Below are 18,880 nucleotides of genomic sequence, written 5' to 3'. Positions count from 1 at the left end.
CACGGTCAGAGCTCCCACAAGGAGGAGATAGGTAGTCCCACGAGGTTCTCGCCGAATCGCACACCATGGTCTGCGGTGCCGAGCACGATCCCGCCGACGAACCTGTCACCCAGGCGCTCGGCAAGCCGCTGTAGTCCACGGAAGTGCTCGGGTTTGTAGGTCTGCTTCGCCTTCACCTCGAGGCCGAGAACCCGACCGTCGTCCAACTCGATGACGACGTCCACCTCGACGCCTGACGACTCGCGGTAGTGGAAGACAGAGAACCGGGTGTCACTCCAGGTCTGCTGCTTGCGCAGTTCGGAGACCACGAGACCTTCGAGCAGCGGACCGAGCAGCTCACCACCGCCGACGAGCGCAGCGGCACGTTCAGCCGTGATGCCGGCTAGATGCATCGCGAGCGCGGAGTCGGTAATGAGCCCTTTGGCCTTGCCGGTCTGGCGCGTTGTGAGGTTTCCCGTCCACGGCCGGATCCGTTCGACGAGATAGAGCGTCTCGACGAGATCGAGGTAGGCGGTCATGGTCGTCTCGGGGACATCCGCATCCCGCGAAAGGCGAGCCCGGACGACCTCACCGGCTTGGTTTGCCGCGATCAGGCGCAGGACGGTCGCCAAACGATTGCCATCGACGAGACGCCGGACATCGCGGGCATCTCGCTGGACGATGCGTTCCACGTAGCCGTCGAACCAGGCCCTGCGCAGTCGCGGCGACCGCCGAAAGACCTCCGGGTACCCACCTGCGGCGAGGATGTTCGCGTAGTCCACACGCGAGACGGCCGAGCGGACGCCGAAGGGATCCACGCCGACAAGAAAGCGAGTCACGAAGTCATCGACGCGACCGTTGATCTCTCCCTGGCTCAGGGTCCGCAGTGGCAGCGTGACGGCTCGGCCGGCGAGCGAGTCGGGCGTCCGTTCGAGCCGTAGCAGATCAGCCGACCCAGTGAGCAGGAATCGGCCTGGGGTGCGGTGGCGGTCGATGGACGCCTTGATCGGTAACAGCAGTTCCGGGGCACGCTGGATCTCGTCGATGACCAGCAACCCGTCGGGCAGCTGGTTCACGAAGGCCTGCGGGTCGTTCTGCGCTGCGGACCGCATGATGTCGTCGTCCAGAGTCAGGTACCGACCGGGGCGTTCCGAGCCTTCGACGAGCATCGTGGCGAGCGTGCTCTTCCCTACCTGTCGCGCACCCTCGATGACGACTGCGGGGAAAGATTCGACGAGCTCAGTCGCCCACGGCAGGGCATGTCGGAACAGGATATCGGCAGAGGTCACGACACCATGACATCGCATAAGTCGCTGTTCTGCAAGCACAAACCCGCTGATCTACCGGATCCAAGTCGCTGTTCTGCAACCTCGAAGTCGCTGATTCAGCACAGGCGCGGTGATCGGCGACACAGCCCTGGCCGCCGACACCGAAGGAGCCTCCGGCCAGCCCTCAGGAGCGCAGACGACGGTGGGCCCGTCCGGAAACGGACGGGCCCACCTGAGTTACTCAGTGCCCGAACAACTTCGGGCGAAGGATCACCAGCCGCGTTCGGCGAGGCGGTGGGGCTGGGGGATTTCTTCGACGTTGATGCCGACCATCGCTTCGCCCAGACCGCGGGAGACCTTGGCCAGCACGTCCGGGTCGTCGTAGAAGGTGGTGGCCTTGACGATGGCGGCGGCGCGCTGTTCAGGGTTGCCGGACTTGAAGATGCCGGAGCCGACGAAGACGCCTTCGGCGCCCAGCTGCATCATCATGGCGGCGTCGGCGGGGGTGGCGATGCCGCCCGCGGTGAACATGACCACGGGGAGCTTGCCGGTCTGGGCGACCTCGCGGACCAGCTCGTAGGGGGCCTGCAGTTCCTTGGCGGCTACGAAGAGCTCGTCCTCGGACAGCGAGGACAGGCGGCGGATCTCGCCGCGGATGGTGCGCATGTGGGTGGTGGCGTTGGAGACGTCGCCGGTGCCTGCTTCACCCTTGGAGCGGATCATGGCCGCGCCTTCGGTGATGCGGCGCAGGGCCTCGCCCAGGTTGGTGGCGCCACAGACGAAGGGGACGGTGAAGTTCCACTTGTCGATGTGGTTGGCGTAGTCGGCGGGGGTGAGGACCTCGGACTCGTCGATGTAGTCCACGCCCAGGCTCTGCAGGATCTGCGCCTCGACGAAGTGGCCGATGCGGGCCTTGGCCATGACCGGGATGGAGACGGCTTCGATGATGCCGTCGATCATGTCGGGGTCGCTCATCCGCGACACGCCACCCTGCGCGCGGATGTCGGCGGGCACCCGCTCGAGCGCCATCACGGCCACGGCGCCTGCGTCTTCGGCGATCTTGGCCTGCTCGGCGTTGACCACATCCATGATCACGCCACCCTTGAGCATCTCGGCCATGCCGCGCTTCACGCGGGCGGTGCCGACGGTGTTGGTGGTCTCAGGCGTAGTCACGGCTGTCTCCTGTGTCATGGGCGCCAATCAAGTCGCTCGGGTACGTGTCACCGTCGATTCTAGAGCTGCCCGTTTTCGGCCTTCATAGCCAGTTGAGCACCACTGGCCTTGTCACGACCAGCGGCGATGCAGACCCAGCCCACCGCTGGCCTTGTCCGGTGGTCGCCAGTCAGCGGATCGAGCGCACCACGTGCTGGGTGTCGTCGGTGGCCGCGGTCACAGCTTCGGCGAGCAGCTCGTCGAGGTGATACGGGTAGACGGCTTCGCCCGCGGCGTCGAGGGCGCGGATGTCGGCGGCGGTGCACCAGCGGTGGTCGGTGATGGTGCGACGTTCCAGCGCGGTGAGGTCGGCGGGCCGCCATTCGAAACCGTGGCAGCGCAGGGTGAAGAACAGTTCTTCGGAGCGGATGAGTTCGCCGTTGAACGGGAACACCGCCACACGTCGCCACAGTGGTCCGCGCAGGGCGGCCGCGTCGATGCGTTGGCCGGTTTCCTCGTAGGTTTCGCGGACCGCGGCGTCGCGCAGATTCTCCCCCGGTTCCACGCCGCCGCCGACGGTGAACCAGAAAGCGATCTCGGGAATCATCGGGTCGTGCCCGCGCAGCAGCAGCACACGGTCTTGTTCGTCGAGCAGGACCACCCGCGCCGACGTGCGGGTGGTGTGCACGACCAGGCCGGTGGCCGCGGCGGGGGTGGCGCGTTCGGTGATCTCGAAGTAGTGCGGCAGCGGCGCGGTACCGCCCAGGTGCAGCACGCGCACGGATCGGCGGGTGCGCAGGGCGAGGGTGTCGCGTACGGCGTCGTTGTGGAAGCGGCGCGCGATCAGCACGCGCGCTTCGGCGTCGGCGAGTTCGGCGACCAGTTGGGGGCGCAGGTGGTCGATGTCGACCAGGGTCAGCGCGGCGGACAGTTGGTTCTCGATGGTTTCGCGGTCGCTGCGGTCGACGCGTTCGGCCCGGTCGGCCAGGGTGGCCAGCAGCGCGGCCCGTTCGGCGCGGCGGGGGTCGGCGCTGACCGGTCCCGCCTCCGACATCGCCACCGCGCGCGCCACCACGGCGCGACGGGCCAGGGCCGCGTCGAGGGCCTGCCAGGATTGATCGGAGCGAACGTGCAGCCGGTCGAGTCGGTTGGCGGTGGAGTAGGCCCACACGCCGAGGGCGAGCACGAGCAGTGCGATCAGTCCGAGGACAAGGACTGTGGTCGCGGAGAAAGTGATCATCCGGCGGCACGCACCCGGTTGTCACCGACGGTGACGGTCTCGTACACGCGCAGGATCTGCTCGGCCACCACCGGCCAGTCGTATTCGGCGACGACCTGGGTGGCGGTGCGCACGAGCTGTTCGCGCGCGTCGTTGTCGGTGAGCAACAGGTCGATGGCGGTGGCCAGCGCGTCGGAGTCACCGATGGGGGTGAGCAAACCCGCTGTGCCGTCACGCAATACGCGCCGGAAGGCATCGAGTTCGCTGGCGACCACCGGTGTGCCCGCGGCCATCGCCTCGATCAGGATGATGCCGAAACTCTCGCCGCCCAGGTTCGGCGCGACGTACACGTCGGCGCTGCGCAGCGCGGCGGCTTTCTCCTCGTCGGAGACCTGCCCGAGAAAGCGCAGGTGACCCGCGTGCTCACCGGCGACGCGGCGCAACCGCTCCTCGTCACCGCGCCCGACGATGAGGATCTCGACGTCGGGATGATGCTCGATGAGCGCGGGCAGCGCGCCCAGCAGCACGTCCATGCCCTTGCGTGGTTCGTCGTAGCGGCCGAGGAACAGCACCGTGCGGCCCGCGCGCGGGTACCCGTCGAGTGGTTCGCCGCGCGCGAAGGCGGACACGTCTACCCCGTTGGGGATCTCCACCGCGTCGGACCCCAGTGCCTCGACCTGCCAGCGCCGGGCCAGCTCGGACACGGCGATCCGCCCGCTGATCTTCTCGTGATACGGGCGCAGCACACCTTGAAAAGTGCTGAGCACCAACGACTTCGTGGTCGACGTGTGGAAGGTGGCCACGATGGGACCCTCGGCGATCTTGAGCGCCAGCATCGACAAGCTCGGGGCGTTGGGTTCGTGGATGTGCAGCACGTCGAAGTCGTTGCTGTCGATCCAGCGGCGAATCCTGGTGTACGCCATGGGTCCGAACGACAGGCGCGCCACCGACCCGTTGTAGGGAATCGCGACCGCGCGACCCGCCGAGACGACGAAGTCGGGCAGCGGTGTGTCGTCGGAGGCGGGGGCGAGCACGCTCACCTTGTGCCCGCGTTCGATGAACACCCGGGCCAGCTCGACCACATGGGCCTGCACGCCGCCGGGGACGTCGAACGAATACGGGCAGATCATGCCGATCTTCACCGCGGTCCCCCGCTCTGCTTCGCGGTGATCCGCGACAGTCGTTCCGAGGACAGGTCGCCTTCCCACAGCGGCTGCAGCATGTGCCAGTCAGCGGGATGCTCGGCGATATTGGCGGCGAACCGGTCCGCGAGCAGTTGCGTGGCCGCGGCGACTCCGCCCGAAACGTCCAGTGCGGGTTCCGCTTTCAGGCCCCAGCCTTCGGTGCCGTCGTCGTCGACGGTGAACCAGCCGTGCACGGGCACCAGCGCGGCCCCGGTCTCGATGGCCAGTTTGGCGGCACCGCCGGGCATCCAGGTGCGTTCGCCGAAGAAGTCGACGGGCACGCCCTTGCCGGTGAGGTCGCGTTCGCCCATCAGGCACACGATCCGGTTCTGCCGCAGGCGTTCCGCCAGGGCCACGAACGGCGGCTCCTCGCCACCGGTGAGCGGGAAGACCTCGAAACCGAGGCTCTCGCGATAGGCGACGAACCGTTCGAACAGCGATTCCGGTTTCAGCCGTTCGGCCACGGTGGTGAAGGTTTGATAGTGCTGCACCAACCAGACGCCGGCCATGTCCCAGTTGCCCGAATGCGGCAGCACCAGGATCAGGCCGCGACCCTGTTCGAGGGCGGCGTCGACATTCTCCAGACCGCCGACGTAGTAGTCGATCTTCGTGTGATCCATCGACGGCAGCCGGAACGCTTCACGCCAGTAGCGGGCGTAGGAGCGCATACTCGCCTGCATGAGTTCATCGGGCACCTGTTCTGCGGGCACGCCGAGGACGCGAGACAGGTTGCGGCGCAACTGTTTCGGGCCGCCGTCTTTCACCGACCGATCGGCGCCGAGGTCGAAAACCTTGCGCACCAACCCTTCCGGTGCCGACCGCACCAGGCGCCAACCCGCGGCGTATCCCCAGTCGCTGGCCTGATCTTTGAGACTCACGAAGCCTCCTGCGGCGCAGCGGGCGGAATAACGACCCGGGCACCCGGCGAATTACGCACGGCCAACACCCGTTGGAACACCGTCACGATGCTCAGCACCGCCAGCACCCACATGGCCACATACACAGCCCAGGTCAGCCAGTCGATACCCCAGTGCCCGCCGATACCGGTGAGCCCGGCACCGACCAACACCAGCACCAAACGATCAGGACGTTCGATCAGCCCGCCGTCGGCGGACAGCCCACTGGCCTCCGCACGCGCCTTGGCGTACGAGATCACCTGCGAGGTCACCAGCACGACCAATGTCACCGCGAACAAAGATTTGCTGCCCTCGTGATACACCGCCCACCAGGCCAGACCGCCGAAGATCGCACCGTCGGCCACCCGGTCACAGGTGGCGTCCAGGACCGCGCCGTACTTCGTGCCGCCGCCGCGGGCGCGCGCCATCGCGCCGTCGAGCATGTCGAACATGACGAACAACCAGATGACCAACGTTCCCCAGAACAGGTGTCCGGAGGGGAACAGGGTCACCGCGGCGGCGATCGTCGCCGCGGTGCCGATCAGTGTCATCGCGTCCGGGGTGAGCCCCGTTCGCACGAGCGCTTTGCCCAGCGGCGCAGTCGCTTTCGCAAACGTCTCGCGGCCGAAGAAGCTGAGCACGTTCTCTATTCCTCCCACGCCTCCGCCAGCAATTGCCGCGTTTCCCGCAGCAACTGAGGCATCACCTTCACGCCGCCGACCACGGTGATGAAGTTCGCATCCCCGCCCCAGCGCGGAACAATGTGCTGGTGCAGGTGGTCGGCGAGCGAACCACCGGCCACACCACCGAGATTGAGGCCGACGTTGAATCCGGCAGGCCGCGAGACCTGCTTCATCACCCGAATGGCCCGCTGCGTGAAGGCCATCAGTTCCGCGCTTTCCGCGGGCGTGAGGTCCTCCAGGTCGGCTACTCGCCGGTAAGGTACCACCATCATGTGCCCTGGGTTGTACGGGTACAAGTTGAGCACGGCGTAAACATTCTCGCCGCGGGCGATGATCAGGCCGTCTTCGTCCGACATCTTGGGAATATCGGTGAACGGATGTCCCGTCGCGTCTTTGGGCTTGACCTCGCCGGTGATGTACGACATCCGGTACGGGGTCCACAGCCGCTGCAGGCGGTCGGGTTGCCCCGCCCCGGCGTCGACGATGGAGCCGGCGTCGGGGGCCACGGGCTCGCTCATGAGGAAGCCTTGACGATCTCGAATCCCTCCGCGGTGGGCGAGGCGTTCTCCCGGTTGCGCACCCACGCGGTGATGGTGGCGATCGCGTCGGCGACCGGCACGGTGTTGACCTGGGTGCCGTCGCGGAACCGGAAGCTGACCGCGTCGGCTTCCACGTCGCGTGCGCCGGCCAGGAGCATGAAGGGCACCTTCTGCGCGGTCTGGTTGAAGATCTTCTTCTGCATCCGGTCGTCGCTGCGGTCCACCTGGGCCCGCACGCCGGCGTCACGCAGCCGCTCGATCACCGAATCCAGGTGCGGGGCAAAGTTTTCCGCGACCGGGATGCCGACGACCTGCACCGGCGACAGCCACGCGGGGAAGGCACCGGCGTAGTGCTCGGTGAGCACGCCGAAGAAACGTTCGATCGAGCCGAACAGGGCGCGGTGGATCATCACCGGACGCTGCTTGGTGCCATCGGAGGAGGTGTACTCGAGGTCGAAGCGCTCGGGCAGGTTGAAGTCGAGCTGCACGGTCGACATCTGCCAGGTGCGGCCCAGCGCGTCCTTGACCTGCACGGAGATCTTCGGGCCGTAGAACGCGGCACCGCCCGGGTCGGGCACCAGATCCAAACCCGAAGCCTCGGCGACCTTTTCGAGGGTTTCGGTGGCCTCGGCCCACAGCTCGTCCGAACCCACGTACTTCTTCGGGTCCTTGGTGGACAGCTCGAGGTAGAAGTCGTCGAGGCCGTAGTCCTTCAGCAGGCCGAGGACGAACTGCAGGGTGCTGGTGAGCTCGGCGTGCATCTGCTCTTTGGTGCAGTAGATGTGCGCGTCGTCCTGGGTCATGCCGCGCACGCGGGTCAGGCCGTGCACCACGCCGGACTTCTCGTAGCGGTACACCGAACCGAATTCGAACATCCGCAGCGGCAGTTCGCGGTAGGAGCGACCGCGCGCACGGAAGATCAGGTTGTGCATCGGGCAGTTCATCGGCTTGACGTAGTAGTCCTGGCCGGGCTTGCGCACGGTGCCGTCTTCGTTGAGTTCGGCATCGAGGTGCATGGCCGGGAACATGCCGTCGCGGTACCAATCGAGGTGGCCGGAGGTCTCGAACAGCGCGCCCTTGGTGATGTGCGGGGTGTTGACGAACTCGTAGCCGGCCTCGACGTGGCGCTGGCGGGAGTACTCCTCCATCTCCTTGCGGATGATGCCGCCCTTGGGGTGGAACACCGGCAGGCCCGAACCGAGCTCGTCGGGGAAGGAGAACAGGTCCAGCTCGAGGCCCAGTTTGCGGTGGTCGCGACGCTCGGCTTCGGCGAGCAGTTCCAGGTAGGCGTCCATCGCCTCGGTGGATTCCCACGCGGTGCCGTACACGCGCTGCAGGTCCTCGCGGTCCTGGTCGCCACGCCAGTAGGCGGCCGAGGAGCGGGTCAGCTTGAACGCGGGGATGAACTTGGTGGTGGGGATGTGCGGGCCGCGGCACAGGTCGCCCCACAGTTTCTCGCCGGTGCGCGGGTCGAGGTTGTCGTAGATGGTCAGCTCGTTGCCGCCGACCTCCATGATCTCCGGGTCGTCGATGCCGGACTTGTCGCTGATCAGCTCCAGCTTGAACGGCTCGTTGGCCAGTTCGACACGGGCATCGTCGACCTCGACGACACGACGCGAAAAGCGTTGCGCGCCTTTGATGATCTTCTTCATCCGCGATTCCAGCTTGGCCAGATCCTCGGGGGTGAAGGGCTTGTCGACCTGGAAGTCGTAGTAGAAGCCGTCCTTGATCGGCGGGCCGATGCCGAGCTTCGCGTCGGGGAACTCCTGCTGCACCGCCTGGGCGAGCACGTGCGCGGCCGAGTGCCGGATCACGCTGCGCCCGTCCTCGGTGTTCGCGGCGACCGGCTCCACATCGACGTCTTCGGAGGGGGTCCACGACAGATCCTTGAGCGCACCGTCGACATCACGCACGACCACGATGGTGTCGGGGCCCTTCGTCGGCAGCCCCGCTTCGCGAACCGCTGCGCCCGCGGTAGTCCCGGCCGGCACGCGGACGACGGCGACAGGACTGATGGGTGCAGAGGTGGTCACGGGGAGGTTCTCCTTGGACTTGGCGGCTGCGGGGTAAATCCCGCACGCACGATCCTACTGTTCCGTGTCTTCGGGATTTTTGGCCAGGTGGCAAAGATCTTTCAGGTCTGTGCCAACAGGGCGGTTCGCTCCGCGGAGGGGCGTTTCGGGCAGCTGGTGCACATTTCGCAGCCGGGGACCCCGTAGACAAGGCAGCACGAGATGCGTTTCACAAAGGTGCGGGTGCCGACCGTGATGAAGCGGGGCGCAGGTAGTTTCGCGCCGATTTCGGCGGCCAGTTTCGTGCCTGCCTCGGGGGCACCGGCGTCGAGGGCGCGGTTGCCGATCGCGTCGGCGACGATGGCCCACAGGGCCGGGATTCCGGCGCCGGAAACGGCCGCTACCTGCATGATCACCGTGGTCAGCGTTTCGCGCAGTGCGGTTCCGACGGCTGCCTCGGGAGACTTGCCGCGGAAGTGCACGCGCTCGACTCCCCCATCGGGGCGAACCTCGCATTCGAGCCCGTCCAGCGTCGCGATCGGGGCGGGTCGACCGGATGCGTAGGCGGTGGTGATCTGGTCGACCAGCGCCGACGCGACCATGCACCACCACAGCGTGCCGCCCACCCTCGGTGTTTCCGTGCCCCACGACCGACTCATCTCGGCGATCCGGGCCGACACCCACGCGGGATCGGCGAGTAGTCGGCCGGCAACCGTGCTCACGACATCAGGGGACTGTGCAACCATGGCCAATCGACTCCGATCCACCCGTCGATGATCGAGAACGTACCCAGCAGCCACAGCGTCACCAGGACGAGGGCGAAGGTGGCTACCGCGCCCAGTACCTTGATGAACCAGCCGCGCGAGGTGTACCAGTCCATGACGATCCGGTACTTGCCGCGCACCCAGTTCAGGGTGTGGTGGGCCCAGACGAACTCGGTGGCCAGGATGCCGAACCCCGCGAACACCAGCGCCCAGCCGGGTCCCGGATACGGGATCGCGACGATCCCCAGCAGCAGCACCAGCCCACCGACCACGCCCACGGCGATGCGGTAACCGAGGTTGAGGGTAGGGCGCGCGGCGATGTGTTCCCGGAAGGCGCGCCCGCGATCCTTGACGGCGTCCCATCGCCCCGGCTCGGCGGTGGAGGCGCTGTCGGTGACGTGCTCGGCCGCGGTCGAATCGCTGGTCATGGTGTCCACACTACGAGTTCGACCGCCGCCGGGTCGCGACGTGACGGCTTCGCCCCCGCCCACGAGCGGGTTTTTGCCCACCCCACCCGCGTCAACCGGTGACCGCGAGTGCCGCGTGATCGTCGATGGCGCGAACCCCGTCGACGGTCACCTCGAGCACGTGCGCGCCCGCGATGTCGAAGAACAATCCCGACAGTTCCAGCCCCCGTTCGGCCACCGCGCGACGAACGGCGGGGTTGCGTCCCAGCGTCTCGAGCTGCACGGCCACATTCACCATGCTCAACTGATCCACCTCGCCGTATCCGGCCGCCCTGGCCGCGGCGGCCACCGGATGACCCGCGCGGAACCGTTGCAGCGTCGGCTCGGCGTGCCGCAACCAGGAACCCAGGCCGCCGCCGGTGTCGGCCGCGCTGTGGACCGCCTTCATCGCCCCGCACGAGGAATGCCCGCACACCACCACGGTGCGCACCGCCAGGGAATCCAGGGCGAAGGTCAACGCCGCTTCGACCGAGTCGTCGCCGCTGACCGGCACCAGGTTGCCGACGTTGCGCACGGTGAACAGGTCGCCCGGTCCGCTGTTGGTGATCACATTGGGCACGATCCGCGAATCCGAGCAGGTGAGAAAAAAGGAGTCGGGGTCCTGGTGCATCCCGTCCAGGTGCGGGCGGACCACGTGCGCGTGCCCGCGATGGAAGGCCGCGATCCCGGCGGTCATCGCGTGGCCACCGGACTTCTGGTGCCGCCACGGGCGCAGCATGTCGTCGATGGCGGCGCGCACGAATCCGCGCGTGGGCGGCGCGGCCGGGGTATCGGCCATCCGGGCGGGCCCGATCTCGACGAAATCGACACGCGCACCGGTGCTTTCGTGCTGACGCTGCCAGTCCTCGATCGCCTCGAACGCGGCATGGTCGAGGAAGTCCACGGTCATCTCCACCCGCACATCGGCACCCGCGGGCACCTTCGCCAGTTCCGCCGACATCTTCGGCAGCGCCAGGAACGTGCACGACCCGTCGATATGAACCTGCCAGTTCCCGTCCGGCAGCGGCGTGGCCTGCACGTGCACGCGCACGACCCGCCACAGCAGCAACGCGAAGGCCAGACCCAGCCCGATGATCACGCCTTCCAGGAGGTTGGCGAACACCACACCGAGCACGGTCACCACGTAGACCAGCAGGTCACCGGTGCGTCGCGCCAGCCGGATGTGCGCCAGTTTCACCAACTGCATACCGATGACGATGAGCAACCCGGCCAGCGCCGCCTTCGGAATCTGTTCCACCACCCCGACCAGCGCCACCGAGAACACCAGAATCCACACCCCGTGCAGCACCGCCGACGCCCGCGTGCGCGCCCCCGCACGGACATTGGTGGCACTGCGCACGATCACACCGGTGACGGGCAACCCGCCGACCAGCCCCGACAGCAGATTCGCACAACCCTGTCCGAGCAGTTCCCGATCGAAATCGGCGCGCTGCCCGTCGCGCATCCGCCCCACGGCCACCGCCGAGAGCAGGCTTTCCACGCTGGCGATCAGCGCGATCGTGAGCACCGCGAACGCCACCTGCCACCACTGCCCCGACGGAAGCTGCGGCAACGTCATGGACTCGAACAGCGAGGCGTTCAACATGATTCGCTCGATATCGGTGGGCAACACCATCGCCAACCCCGCACCGGTGACGATCGCGACCAGCGGCGCGGGCACCACCCTGACCTTGGCCGGCAGATACTTCCACCCCAGCAGGATCACCATCACGGCCCCACCCACGATCACATCCCCCCAGCGGGCCGCGGACAGCTGTGCGGGCAACGCACTCAGGTTGGCCAGGCTCGAATGACTCGACACCCCACCCAGCAGCACCAGAAGTTGTTGCAGCGCAATGGTGATGCCGATCCCGGCCAGCATCGCGTGCACCACCACCGGCGCCACCGCCAGCGCCGCGCGCGCAATCCGACTGAGCCCGAACAGAATCTGCAAAACACCCGCACCGGCAACAATGAAACACGTTGCCCGCCAGCCGAACTGTGCGATCGTCTCCGCGACCACCACGGTCAACCCCGCCGCAGGCCCACTCACCTGCAACGGCGACCCACCCAACAACCCGGCCACCACCCCGCCCACCACCGCGGCGATCAACCCGGCGGCCACCGGCGCCCCCGACGCCACCGCGATCCCGATGGACAACGGCAGCGCCACCAAGAACACCACCACAGACGCCGGAACATCATGCCGCAGAACAGATTTCGTAGCCATCATTCTCCTTCGCCGGAAGCGCACTCCCGGTTCATCGGTCGAACATGTACTAGCAAGAGAAACAGCGAACGGCTTCGTGGAGCTTCGGACTCATGACGCGAAGGCCGCGACAATAGTAAAGAACTTCCCAAGCACTAGGAAAGCTTTTCGGGCAACTTGTGGCGAATCGCCACCAATCCGTGACACCGGTCACACGGCTGACGTCATCCGATGTCGACCACACGGGCCCAGGTGGGCGGGCGATCGGGGATGTAGTCGGGGTTGTGCTCGCTCCAGGAATCCGCGCGGCGGAACAGGCCGACGATTGTTCGGCACGGTGGTGGGTCGCTGGGCCAGGGGGTTTGCCCGTCGGTCAGCACCGCGATGACGTCGGGGCGGGTGCGCAGGGCCTTGGTGAAGCCGGTTCGCAGGTCGGTGCCGCCGCCGCCGATCAGCGACATGGATTCGGCCTGGCACAGCGGGTAGGCGATGTGGGCGGCGGCGTCGCAGGAGAACACGGTGATCAGGTCGCGGCGGCCGCCGACGGCGCGGGTGATGGCGGCGACTTCGAGCAGGGCGCTGCCGAGTTCGGCGTCGCTGACCGAGCCGGAGGTGTCGATGACCACTCCCACGCGTGGGGGTGTGCGGCGCAGGCTCGGCAGCACGACGCCGGGCACGCTCGCGCTGCGCCGGGCCGGGCGGCCGTAGGTGTAGTCCTCACCGACGCCGGGGGCCGAAACGGCCGCGCGCAGAGCGGCTCCCAGCAGGTCCCGCCAGGGTTGCGGCGGGTGCAATGCCTGGTCGGCCCAACGTCGCCAGCCCTGCGGCGCGTTGCCCGGATTGCCGACGATGCCCTGCGCCACCCGGAACCGAACGCCTTCGCGTTCCTGTTCACTGAGCCCGTCGGCACCGTCGGGGCCCAGGTCCCACTCCCGGGCCGATCCGTCTGCGCCGCTGCCACAATCGAGCCAGCCCAACTGCTGCGCTCCGCGCGCGAAGGTGAACTGATCCAGGTAGTCCTCCATGAGTCCGCCCGCGAGCAGACCCAGGGTTCCCGGCGTGACCGCGCCGTCCGGCACGACCAATCCGTCACCGAAGGCGTCATCGTTGATTTCGGCATCCGCGGCGATGTTCATGCGCAGACGTTCCGCCGGGCCCGACAGGTCATGGGTGTCGGCGTAGCGGTCGCTGCGGGCGTGGTGTTCGCGCAGGAGATGCGAAACCTCGTGCACCAGTATCGAAGCCAGCTCCTCTACCGACGTGTGGTTCACGAACGCGGGCGACACATAGCACCGCCAGTACTTGTCCACGCCCATGGTCCGCACCGCGGGCGACTCGACGATGTGCAGCGCGTACAGGGCGGTCGCGAGGTAGGGCCGAGCCGAAACGGCGTGCAGGCGTGCGGCATACAGCTTGTCGAGGTCGAGGCCGGACGTCACTGTCATCGGCCTTCCTCGACGGCCACGCGGGCCGCGGCCCGGTCGGCACTCTGCGCTACCGCCACCATCGCGCCGAGCTGTTCGATCGATGCGGGGATCGCCCAGTTGTCGCGCCGCAGGGTGGCCAGGGTGGTCGCCGGGACCACCACCAGGTCGGGGGCACCGGTTTCCACGGCCCTGACCAGCAGCGCCCAGGCCGCGTCCCAGCGGGATCTCTCCGGGCGTTTGCGCACCGCGGCCACCACCGCGTCGAGCACGGCTTGGCGCAGATCGCCGCGTTCGGGCAGGTCGGCGGCGTCCGGGTCGGCCAGCAGCACTTCGGGGTCGGGCAGATCCATTCGATCGATACTGGTGAGCAGTTCGAACCCGGCACCGTCGCCGACGGTGCCGCGGATCAGTTGGGACAACACGTCGCGACGGGCGTCGGAGGCGGTGGCGAAGGCGATCAGCCGCACGGTCATCTCCCAGCTTCGCGGCGACGGCCACGCTCCGCCACGGCGGGTTTCGGTCGTGGGCAGTTGGTGCACCAGTTTCGGCCTGGCCGCCAGCAAAGTGCACACCGCGCGTCTGGCGAAAGTGACTGCCTCGGAGAACTTTTCGTGGTCGAGCCGCGGCAGGGTCGCGCGCGGCCATGTGCCGCCGAGTCCTCGGACGACGACATCGTGGTTGTGCACCCACTGCAGGTGCACGAAACGGTTCGCCAGCGGTGCGCTCAGTTCCCAGCCGTCGGCGGCTGAGGAGCGCGGGTTGGCGGCGGCGACGATGCGCACGCCGGGCGGCAGGTGCAGGGTGCCGATCCGGCGTTCCAGGACCACGCGCAACAGTGCGGCTTGCACGGCCGGCGGGGCGGTGGACAGTTCGTCGAGGAACAGCAGGCCGCGACCGTTTTGTACCAGTCGCACGGCCCAGTCCGGCGGCGCCATCGGGACACCCTTGGTCGCGGGATCGTCGCCGATGATGGGCAGGCCCGAAAAGTCCGACGGCTCATGGACACTGGCGATCACCGTGGTCAGCGGTAGGTCGAGGGACTCGGCGAGTTGGGTCAGGGCGGCGGTCTTGCCGATGCCCGGTTCGCCCCACAGCAGCACCGGTAGGTCGGCGGCGACGGCCAGGGTCAACGCGTCGAGTTGGGTGTCGGGGCGCGGTTCGGTGGTGACCTCGCCGAGCAGAGTCAGCAGATCGCCTGCGAGGTCGAGTTGGGAGCTGGGACGCGCAGGGCACAGTGTGTGAACAGACATGTGTGAATCACCTTGGGGTCGAGGAGGTTTGGGGGTCACGCGCGAGTCGGCGGGACTGGTTGCCACAGCCGTGGAGCAGCGGACAGTGGCGGAGGTCGGTCGGTGTCGACGGATCAGCGCGAGGCTGCGTGGCGTGGATGTGTGCGTCGCTGCGCCCGGGAAAGTCGGCGCACGGGATTGTCGGCGCGACCGGGTGCGGGCAGTCCGGCGCGGAACAGGCCGTAGGTGATCCGTTGCCGGACAGCGGCTTCCAGCTCGGTGCGCAGCGGTCCGTCGCGCAGTACCGCGTCGGCGCCGAGCACGCCCTCGACCACCGTCAGCGCGCGCGCGATATCGCCGTGGTCCAGGTGTTCGCGAACCACGTCCAGCCAGTCCGGGCGGCGATGGGTGCGGTCGATGGCTTGCAGGCAGGGCATCGGGGTGCCGGTCAGCGCGACCAGCAGTTCCTCGCGCCGAATTTCGGTCGGGTCGTGATCGAGTGCGGTGAGCACGCCGTCCACCACGCCGATTCGGTGCTGCTGTCCCCGGCATTCCACGAGCCGCTCACCGCTGGTCCCCGGCGTTTCGGTCGGCTCGCAGGCTTCGCCGAGCGCCGAGGCGACCAGCGGATGCAGCCGATCGGGGGTGATCGCACCTCGGCGGATCAGCTCGAGATCGGGCAGCACCCAGGTTGCCGCGTCTGGCAGGACCGGCAGCGCCGAGATGCCGCCGCGAACGGCCTGTTGCGCGATACGCAAGGCGGGTGGGCCCGACTGCGCGAGATCGTGCTCGCCGATCTCGAGGATGATCCGTTTCCGCGCACCACACCGCACCGCGACCAACCCCGACCCGCACTGGTCGGTGCGCAGCAGGATCGCGGCCTCAGCCTGCCAGCGGTCCACCGCACACGAGCTGGGCACCCGCATCGGGAGCTCGGAGGCCACGAATTGACCTGTCCCACAACGTATTCGCAGCTGATGTGCGTGGCGCGCGTCCCACAGATGTGGGTGCAGGTCGAGCCGATAGCGCCGGTTCGGTCGCGGATGTGGGTGCAGGTTCGGGCCGACTTCGGGTCGGTCCGCGTCCCAGAGCGCGAGGCTGATCCGCTGACCGGCGGTCGCCCACGTCGGCGGAGTGCGAACCACCAGGTGCACCGAAGCCGCACCGGCGCAGTCATTTTCGTCCAGGCCGTCAGGTTGACCTGCGGTGCCGTATCGGGCCAGCACCATTGTCAATCCCGGCCGGAGCAACCCGTCGGGCGCGACTCGCGGTAGGTGCCAGCGCAGTAGATCCGGTGCGAGATGGCGCAGATCGGCCCGCACTCGGGCGGCCAGCTCTCGACCATGGGTTCGCGCCAGCGCACGCAGATCGAGATCGAGGTCGACATGCGCCGCGGCGCACGCGCCTGCCCAGTCGCCGACGGTGCGGCGGGCGGTGGCGGTGTCGATCATGGCGGGTGGGACAGCGAATTCGCGCACGCGCAGCCACAAGGCAAGGCGGGGATCGTCGACGTGATCGAGCGGGAGGGTTGCCGGTTCGATGACCGGCGTGGGGCTCAACGGCCCGGGCGGAGGACGCCCTTTCCACTTGTCGTCATGTGGCCAGTATGCACAACAATGTCCGACCCGACAAGCGGTCGGCCGGGCACCTGGTCGGAACAGGTGCCCGCCTCGCGGACGTGTCGCTACCGGGCGTCGGCCAGTGCGCGGGTGTCGGCACCCGACTGCGGGTAGGTCGGGTATTCGATGCCCGAGATGTATTGCACGGTGCGGACCACCTGGCAGGAGTAGCCGAATTCGTTGTCGTACCAGACGTACAGGATGGCGGTGTCGCCTTCGACGATGGTGGCGTTGGCGTCGATGATCGAGGCGGCGCGGGAGCCGATGAAGTCGCTGGAGACGGCGTCGGTGGCGGCGGTGTAGTCGAGGTTGCGGCTCAGCGGGCCTGCCAGGGAGACCTGGCGCAGGTAGGCGAGGACGTCTTCCTTGGTGGTGTCCTGCTTCAGCTGCAAGTTCAAGATCGCGACCGAGACGTCGGGGGTGGGGACGCGGATCGAGTTGCCGGTGATCTTGGCCTTGAAGTCCGGCATCGCCTTCGCGACGGCCTCTGCCGCACCGGTTTCGGTGAGCACCAGGTTGAACGGCGCGGAGCGGCCGCGACGGTCGGCCTTGTGGTAGTTGTCCAGCAGGTTCTGGTCGTTGGTGAACGAGTGGACCGTCTCGACATGTCCACGCACGATGCCGAATTCGTCGTCGATAGCCTTGAGCGGCGGCACGATCGCGTTGGTGGTGCAGGAGGCGCAGGAGAAGATCTGCTGCGACAGGTCCAGGTCGCGGTGGTTGACGCCGTGCACGATATTGGGCACGTCGCCCTTGCCCGGTGCGGTGAGCACGACCTTGGCGATGCCGGGGCGCAGGTGCTGTTCCAGGCCTTCACGGTCACGCCAGCGGCCGGTGTTGTCGATCAGGATCGCGTTGTCGATGCCGTAGGCGGTGTAGTCGATCGTGGTCGGGTCGTCGCTGTAGATGAACTTGATGACGTTGCCGTTGGCGGTGATCGTCTCGTTCTCGACATCGACCTTGATCGTGCCGTTGAAGTGCCCGTGCACCGAGTCGCGCCGCAGCAGCGACGCCCGCTTGGCCAGGTCGTCGTCGCCACCGCGACGCACCACCACCGCCCGCAGACTCAGCCCGTTACCCGACCCGGCCTTCTCGATGAGCAGCCGAGTGACCAGCCGCCCGATCCGCCCGAACCCGTAGAGCACCACATCGCGCGGCCCCTGCGAGACCGCCTTGTTCGCGTCACTGGCCTGCGCCAGCATCGAAGTGGTGAACTCCTCGACCGAAAGCCGCTGCCCCGCAGCGTGATACGCCATCACCAGCTGCCCCAGATCGACCTTGCACGGCCCCAGATCCAACCGGCTGATCACCTGCAGAAACGGCAACGTCTCATCCACCGACAGCTCCTCGCCGCCGATCTGCCGCGCGAACCGATGCGTGCGCAAAATGCTGATCACCGACTTGTTCACCAGCGACCGGCTGTGCAGCAGAATCGTCACACCCTTACTGCGATACAGGGTCCCGATGATCGGAATCATCGCCTCCGCGGCAGCTTCCTGAGCATTCCAGCGATCAAGTTGTTCGGTACTCAACACACGTCCTCTGGTTTCAACGATATTTGCGCTACATCGATGCTAGTGAGGACGCTGATTTCACCGCGGCCCACTCCCCACCGGTGAGATCGCGCGCTGTCAGCCGATGCGCCGGCCGGTCGGGCAGCGAAAGGCTGTGGCACTCAGGTCGTGGCGGTCCAGTCGATCCAGGCGGGTTTCACTCTGGCGCACAACGGGTTTCCGGCGGCGTCGGTCAGGCGCACTCGCGCCTCGAGTACGCCTGATCGCGCCGCCGCGGACAGGACCTCGGCGGGGACATCGGCCAGCATCAGTTTGGCTCGCCGGAACATGGTGGTGGTACCGGCGGCATCGACGGTGCCCCAGCTGAGGTACAGGAACCGCTCCCCCGGCCGACCCTGGATGTAGGGACCGCGCACGTCGTCGCCGTCGACGGTGCACTCCACGGTCCAGGTGACCGTGTCGGCGTCTCCCCGTTGTGGGTCCAGCAACTCCTGTGGGCGGTTCTTCCGTTGCACCCCGACATGGATGTTCGTGTACGCCGACGCGATTCCCGCCGGTTGGCAGGAGGATCCGGGCAGCTGCGTCCCGACGATTCGGATAAGCATCCGACCATCCTCGCGTGTCGGGCCGGGTGCCCCCCAAAACCCGGTGTACCGCCCCGGGGGGGACAAAGTTGTTAACGAGGGGCCCGAAAAATTGGTCTAGGGGTATGTTAGGGGACGGGGGCGCAATAACCGTGG

The 18,880-nt window shown here is 67.5% G+C and carries 16 protein-coding genes; all 16 read right to left on the bottom strand.

Translation table 11 applies throughout. The features are described 5' to 3' along the window. Positions 1-5: 5 nt before the first annotated feature. The 16 genes from ACFWU5_RS12840 to ACFWU5_RS12765 all read right to left on the bottom strand — a co-directional run bounded on the left by ACFWU5_RS12840 (position 6) and on the right by ACFWU5_RS12765 (position 18,745). Positions 6-1,268, bottom strand: coding sequence for an ATP-binding protein (locus ACFWU5_RS12840; protein ID WP_379267266.1), 1,263 nt, complete (start codon positions 1,266-1,268; stop codon positions 6-8). 249 nt (positions 1,269-1,517) lie between these two features. Then, positions 1,518-2,438: a pyridoxal 5'-phosphate synthase lyase subunit PdxS gene (gene pdxS, locus ACFWU5_RS12835; protein WP_379242318.1), complete on the bottom strand. Its 921-nt coding sequence runs from the start codon at positions 2,436-2,438 to the stop codon at positions 1,518-1,520. A 151-nt stretch (positions 2,439-2,589) separates the two neighbouring features. Beyond that, positions 2,590-3,636, bottom strand: coding sequence for an NUDIX domain-containing protein (locus ACFWU5_RS12830; protein ID WP_379267356.1), 1,047 nt, complete (start codon positions 3,634-3,636; stop codon positions 2,590-2,592). After that, entirely contained in the window at positions 3,636-4,760 is a 1,125-nt protein-coding gene (locus ACFWU5_RS12825) for a glycosyltransferase family 4 protein (RefSeq protein WP_379267264.1), read from the bottom strand. The genes ACFWU5_RS12830 and ACFWU5_RS12825 overlap by 1 nt, the downstream gene beginning before the upstream one ends. Then, on the bottom strand, positions 4,757-5,680 hold the full coding sequence (locus ACFWU5_RS12820) for a phosphatidylinositol mannoside acyltransferase (protein WP_379242320.1): 924 nt from the start codon (positions 5,678-5,680) through the stop codon (positions 4,757-4,759). Before ACFWU5_RS12820 ends, ACFWU5_RS12825 begins: the two co-directional genes overlap by 4 nt. Next, a complete protein-coding gene (pgsA, locus tag ACFWU5_RS12815; protein WP_379242510.1) occupies positions 5,677-6,339 on the bottom strand; it encodes a phosphatidylinositol phosphate synthase in 663 nt (220 codons plus the stop codon). The genes ACFWU5_RS12820 and pgsA overlap by 4 nt, the downstream gene beginning before the upstream one ends. A gap of 5 nt (positions 6,340-6,344) precedes the next feature. Then, positions 6,345-6,899, bottom strand: a complete 555-nt coding sequence (locus ACFWU5_RS12810; RefSeq protein WP_379267263.1) for an HIT family protein — start codon at positions 6,897-6,899, stop codon at positions 6,345-6,347. Further along, on the bottom strand, positions 6,896-8,953 hold the full coding sequence (gene thrS, locus ACFWU5_RS12805; RefSeq protein ID WP_379267262.1) for a threonine--tRNA ligase: 2,058 nt from the start codon (positions 8,951-8,953) through the stop codon (positions 6,896-6,898). The genes ACFWU5_RS12810 and thrS overlap by 4 nt, the downstream gene beginning before the upstream one ends. 101 nt (positions 8,954-9,054) lie before the next feature. Next, positions 9,055-9,654: a (2Fe-2S)-binding protein gene (locus ACFWU5_RS12800; RefSeq protein WP_379267261.1), complete on the bottom strand. Its 600-nt coding sequence runs from the start codon at positions 9,652-9,654 to the stop codon at positions 9,055-9,057. Further along, the gene (locus ACFWU5_RS12795) at positions 9,651-10,124 is read right to left on the bottom strand and encodes a TIGR02611 family protein (protein ID WP_379267260.1); all 474 of its coding nucleotides are present in this window, start codon (positions 10,122-10,124) and stop codon (positions 9,651-9,653) included. Before ACFWU5_RS12795 ends, ACFWU5_RS12800 begins: the two co-directional genes overlap by 4 nt. A 91-nt stretch (positions 10,125-10,215) precedes the next feature. Then, positions 10,216-12,375, bottom strand: coding sequence for a SulP family inorganic anion transporter (locus tag ACFWU5_RS12790; protein ID WP_379267259.1), 2,160 nt, complete (start codon positions 12,373-12,375; stop codon positions 10,216-10,218). Between the two features lie 200 nt (positions 12,376-12,575). Next, a complete protein-coding gene (locus tag ACFWU5_RS12785) occupies positions 12,576-13,796 on the bottom strand; it encodes a VWA-like domain-containing protein (protein WP_379267258.1) in 1,221 nt (406 codons plus the stop codon). After that, positions 13,793-15,028, bottom strand: a complete 1,236-nt coding sequence (locus ACFWU5_RS12780) for an AAA family ATPase (RefSeq protein WP_379267257.1) — start codon at positions 15,026-15,028, stop codon at positions 13,793-13,795. Before ACFWU5_RS12780 ends, ACFWU5_RS12785 begins: the two co-directional genes overlap by 4 nt. 113 nt (positions 15,029-15,141) lie before the next feature. Continuing rightward, on the bottom strand, positions 15,142-16,566 hold the full coding sequence (locus ACFWU5_RS12775) for a hypothetical protein (protein WP_379267256.1): 1,425 nt from the start codon (positions 16,564-16,566) through the stop codon (positions 15,142-15,144). A gap of 125 nt (positions 16,567-16,691) precedes the next feature. Further along, a complete protein-coding gene (locus tag ACFWU5_RS12770) occupies positions 16,692-18,158 on the bottom strand; it encodes a glyceraldehyde-3-phosphate dehydrogenase (protein ID WP_379267255.1) in 1,467 nt (488 codons plus the stop codon). 143 nt (positions 18,159-18,301) lie between these two features. After that, entirely contained in the window at positions 18,302-18,745 is a 444-nt protein-coding gene (locus ACFWU5_RS12765) for a DUF5990 family protein (protein WP_379267254.1), read from the bottom strand. Positions 18,746-18,880: the final 135 nt, after the last annotated feature.

This window comes from Nocardia sp. NPDC058640, assembly GCF_042716995.1.
Taxonomy (GTDB): Bacteria; Actinomycetota; Actinomycetes; order Mycobacteriales; family Mycobacteriaceae; genus Nocardia.
The sequence above is the reverse complement of the archived record's forward strand: the minus strand, read 5'-3'. Positions and strand labels throughout refer to the sequence as shown.

Coding starts and splice junctions, on each gene's coding strand:
- ACFWU5_RS12780 (WP_379267257.1), bottom strand. CDS start 15,028: ATGTCTGTTCACACACTGTGCCCTGCGCGTCCCAGCTCCCAACTCGAC.
- pdxS (WP_379242318.1), bottom strand. CDS start 2,438: ATGACACAGGAGACAGCCGTGACTACGCCTGAGACCACCAACACCGTC.
- ACFWU5_RS12790 (WP_379267259.1), bottom strand. CDS start 12,375: ATGATGGCTACGAAATCTGTTCTGCGGCATGATGTTCCGGCGTCTGTG.
- ACFWU5_RS12795 (WP_379267260.1), bottom strand. CDS start 10,124: ATGACCAGCGATTCGACCGCGGCCGAGCACGTCACCGACAGCGCCTCC.
- ACFWU5_RS12765 (WP_379267254.1), bottom strand. CDS start 18,745: ATGCTTATCCGAATCGTCGGGACGCAGCTGCCCGGATCCTCCTGCCAA.
- ACFWU5_RS12785 (WP_379267258.1), bottom strand. CDS start 13,796: ATGACAGTGACGTCCGGCCTCGACCTCGACAAGCTGTATGCCGCACGC.
- ACFWU5_RS12810 (WP_379267263.1), bottom strand. CDS start 6,899: ATGAGCGAGCCCGTGGCCCCCGACGCCGGCTCCATCGTCGACGCCGGG.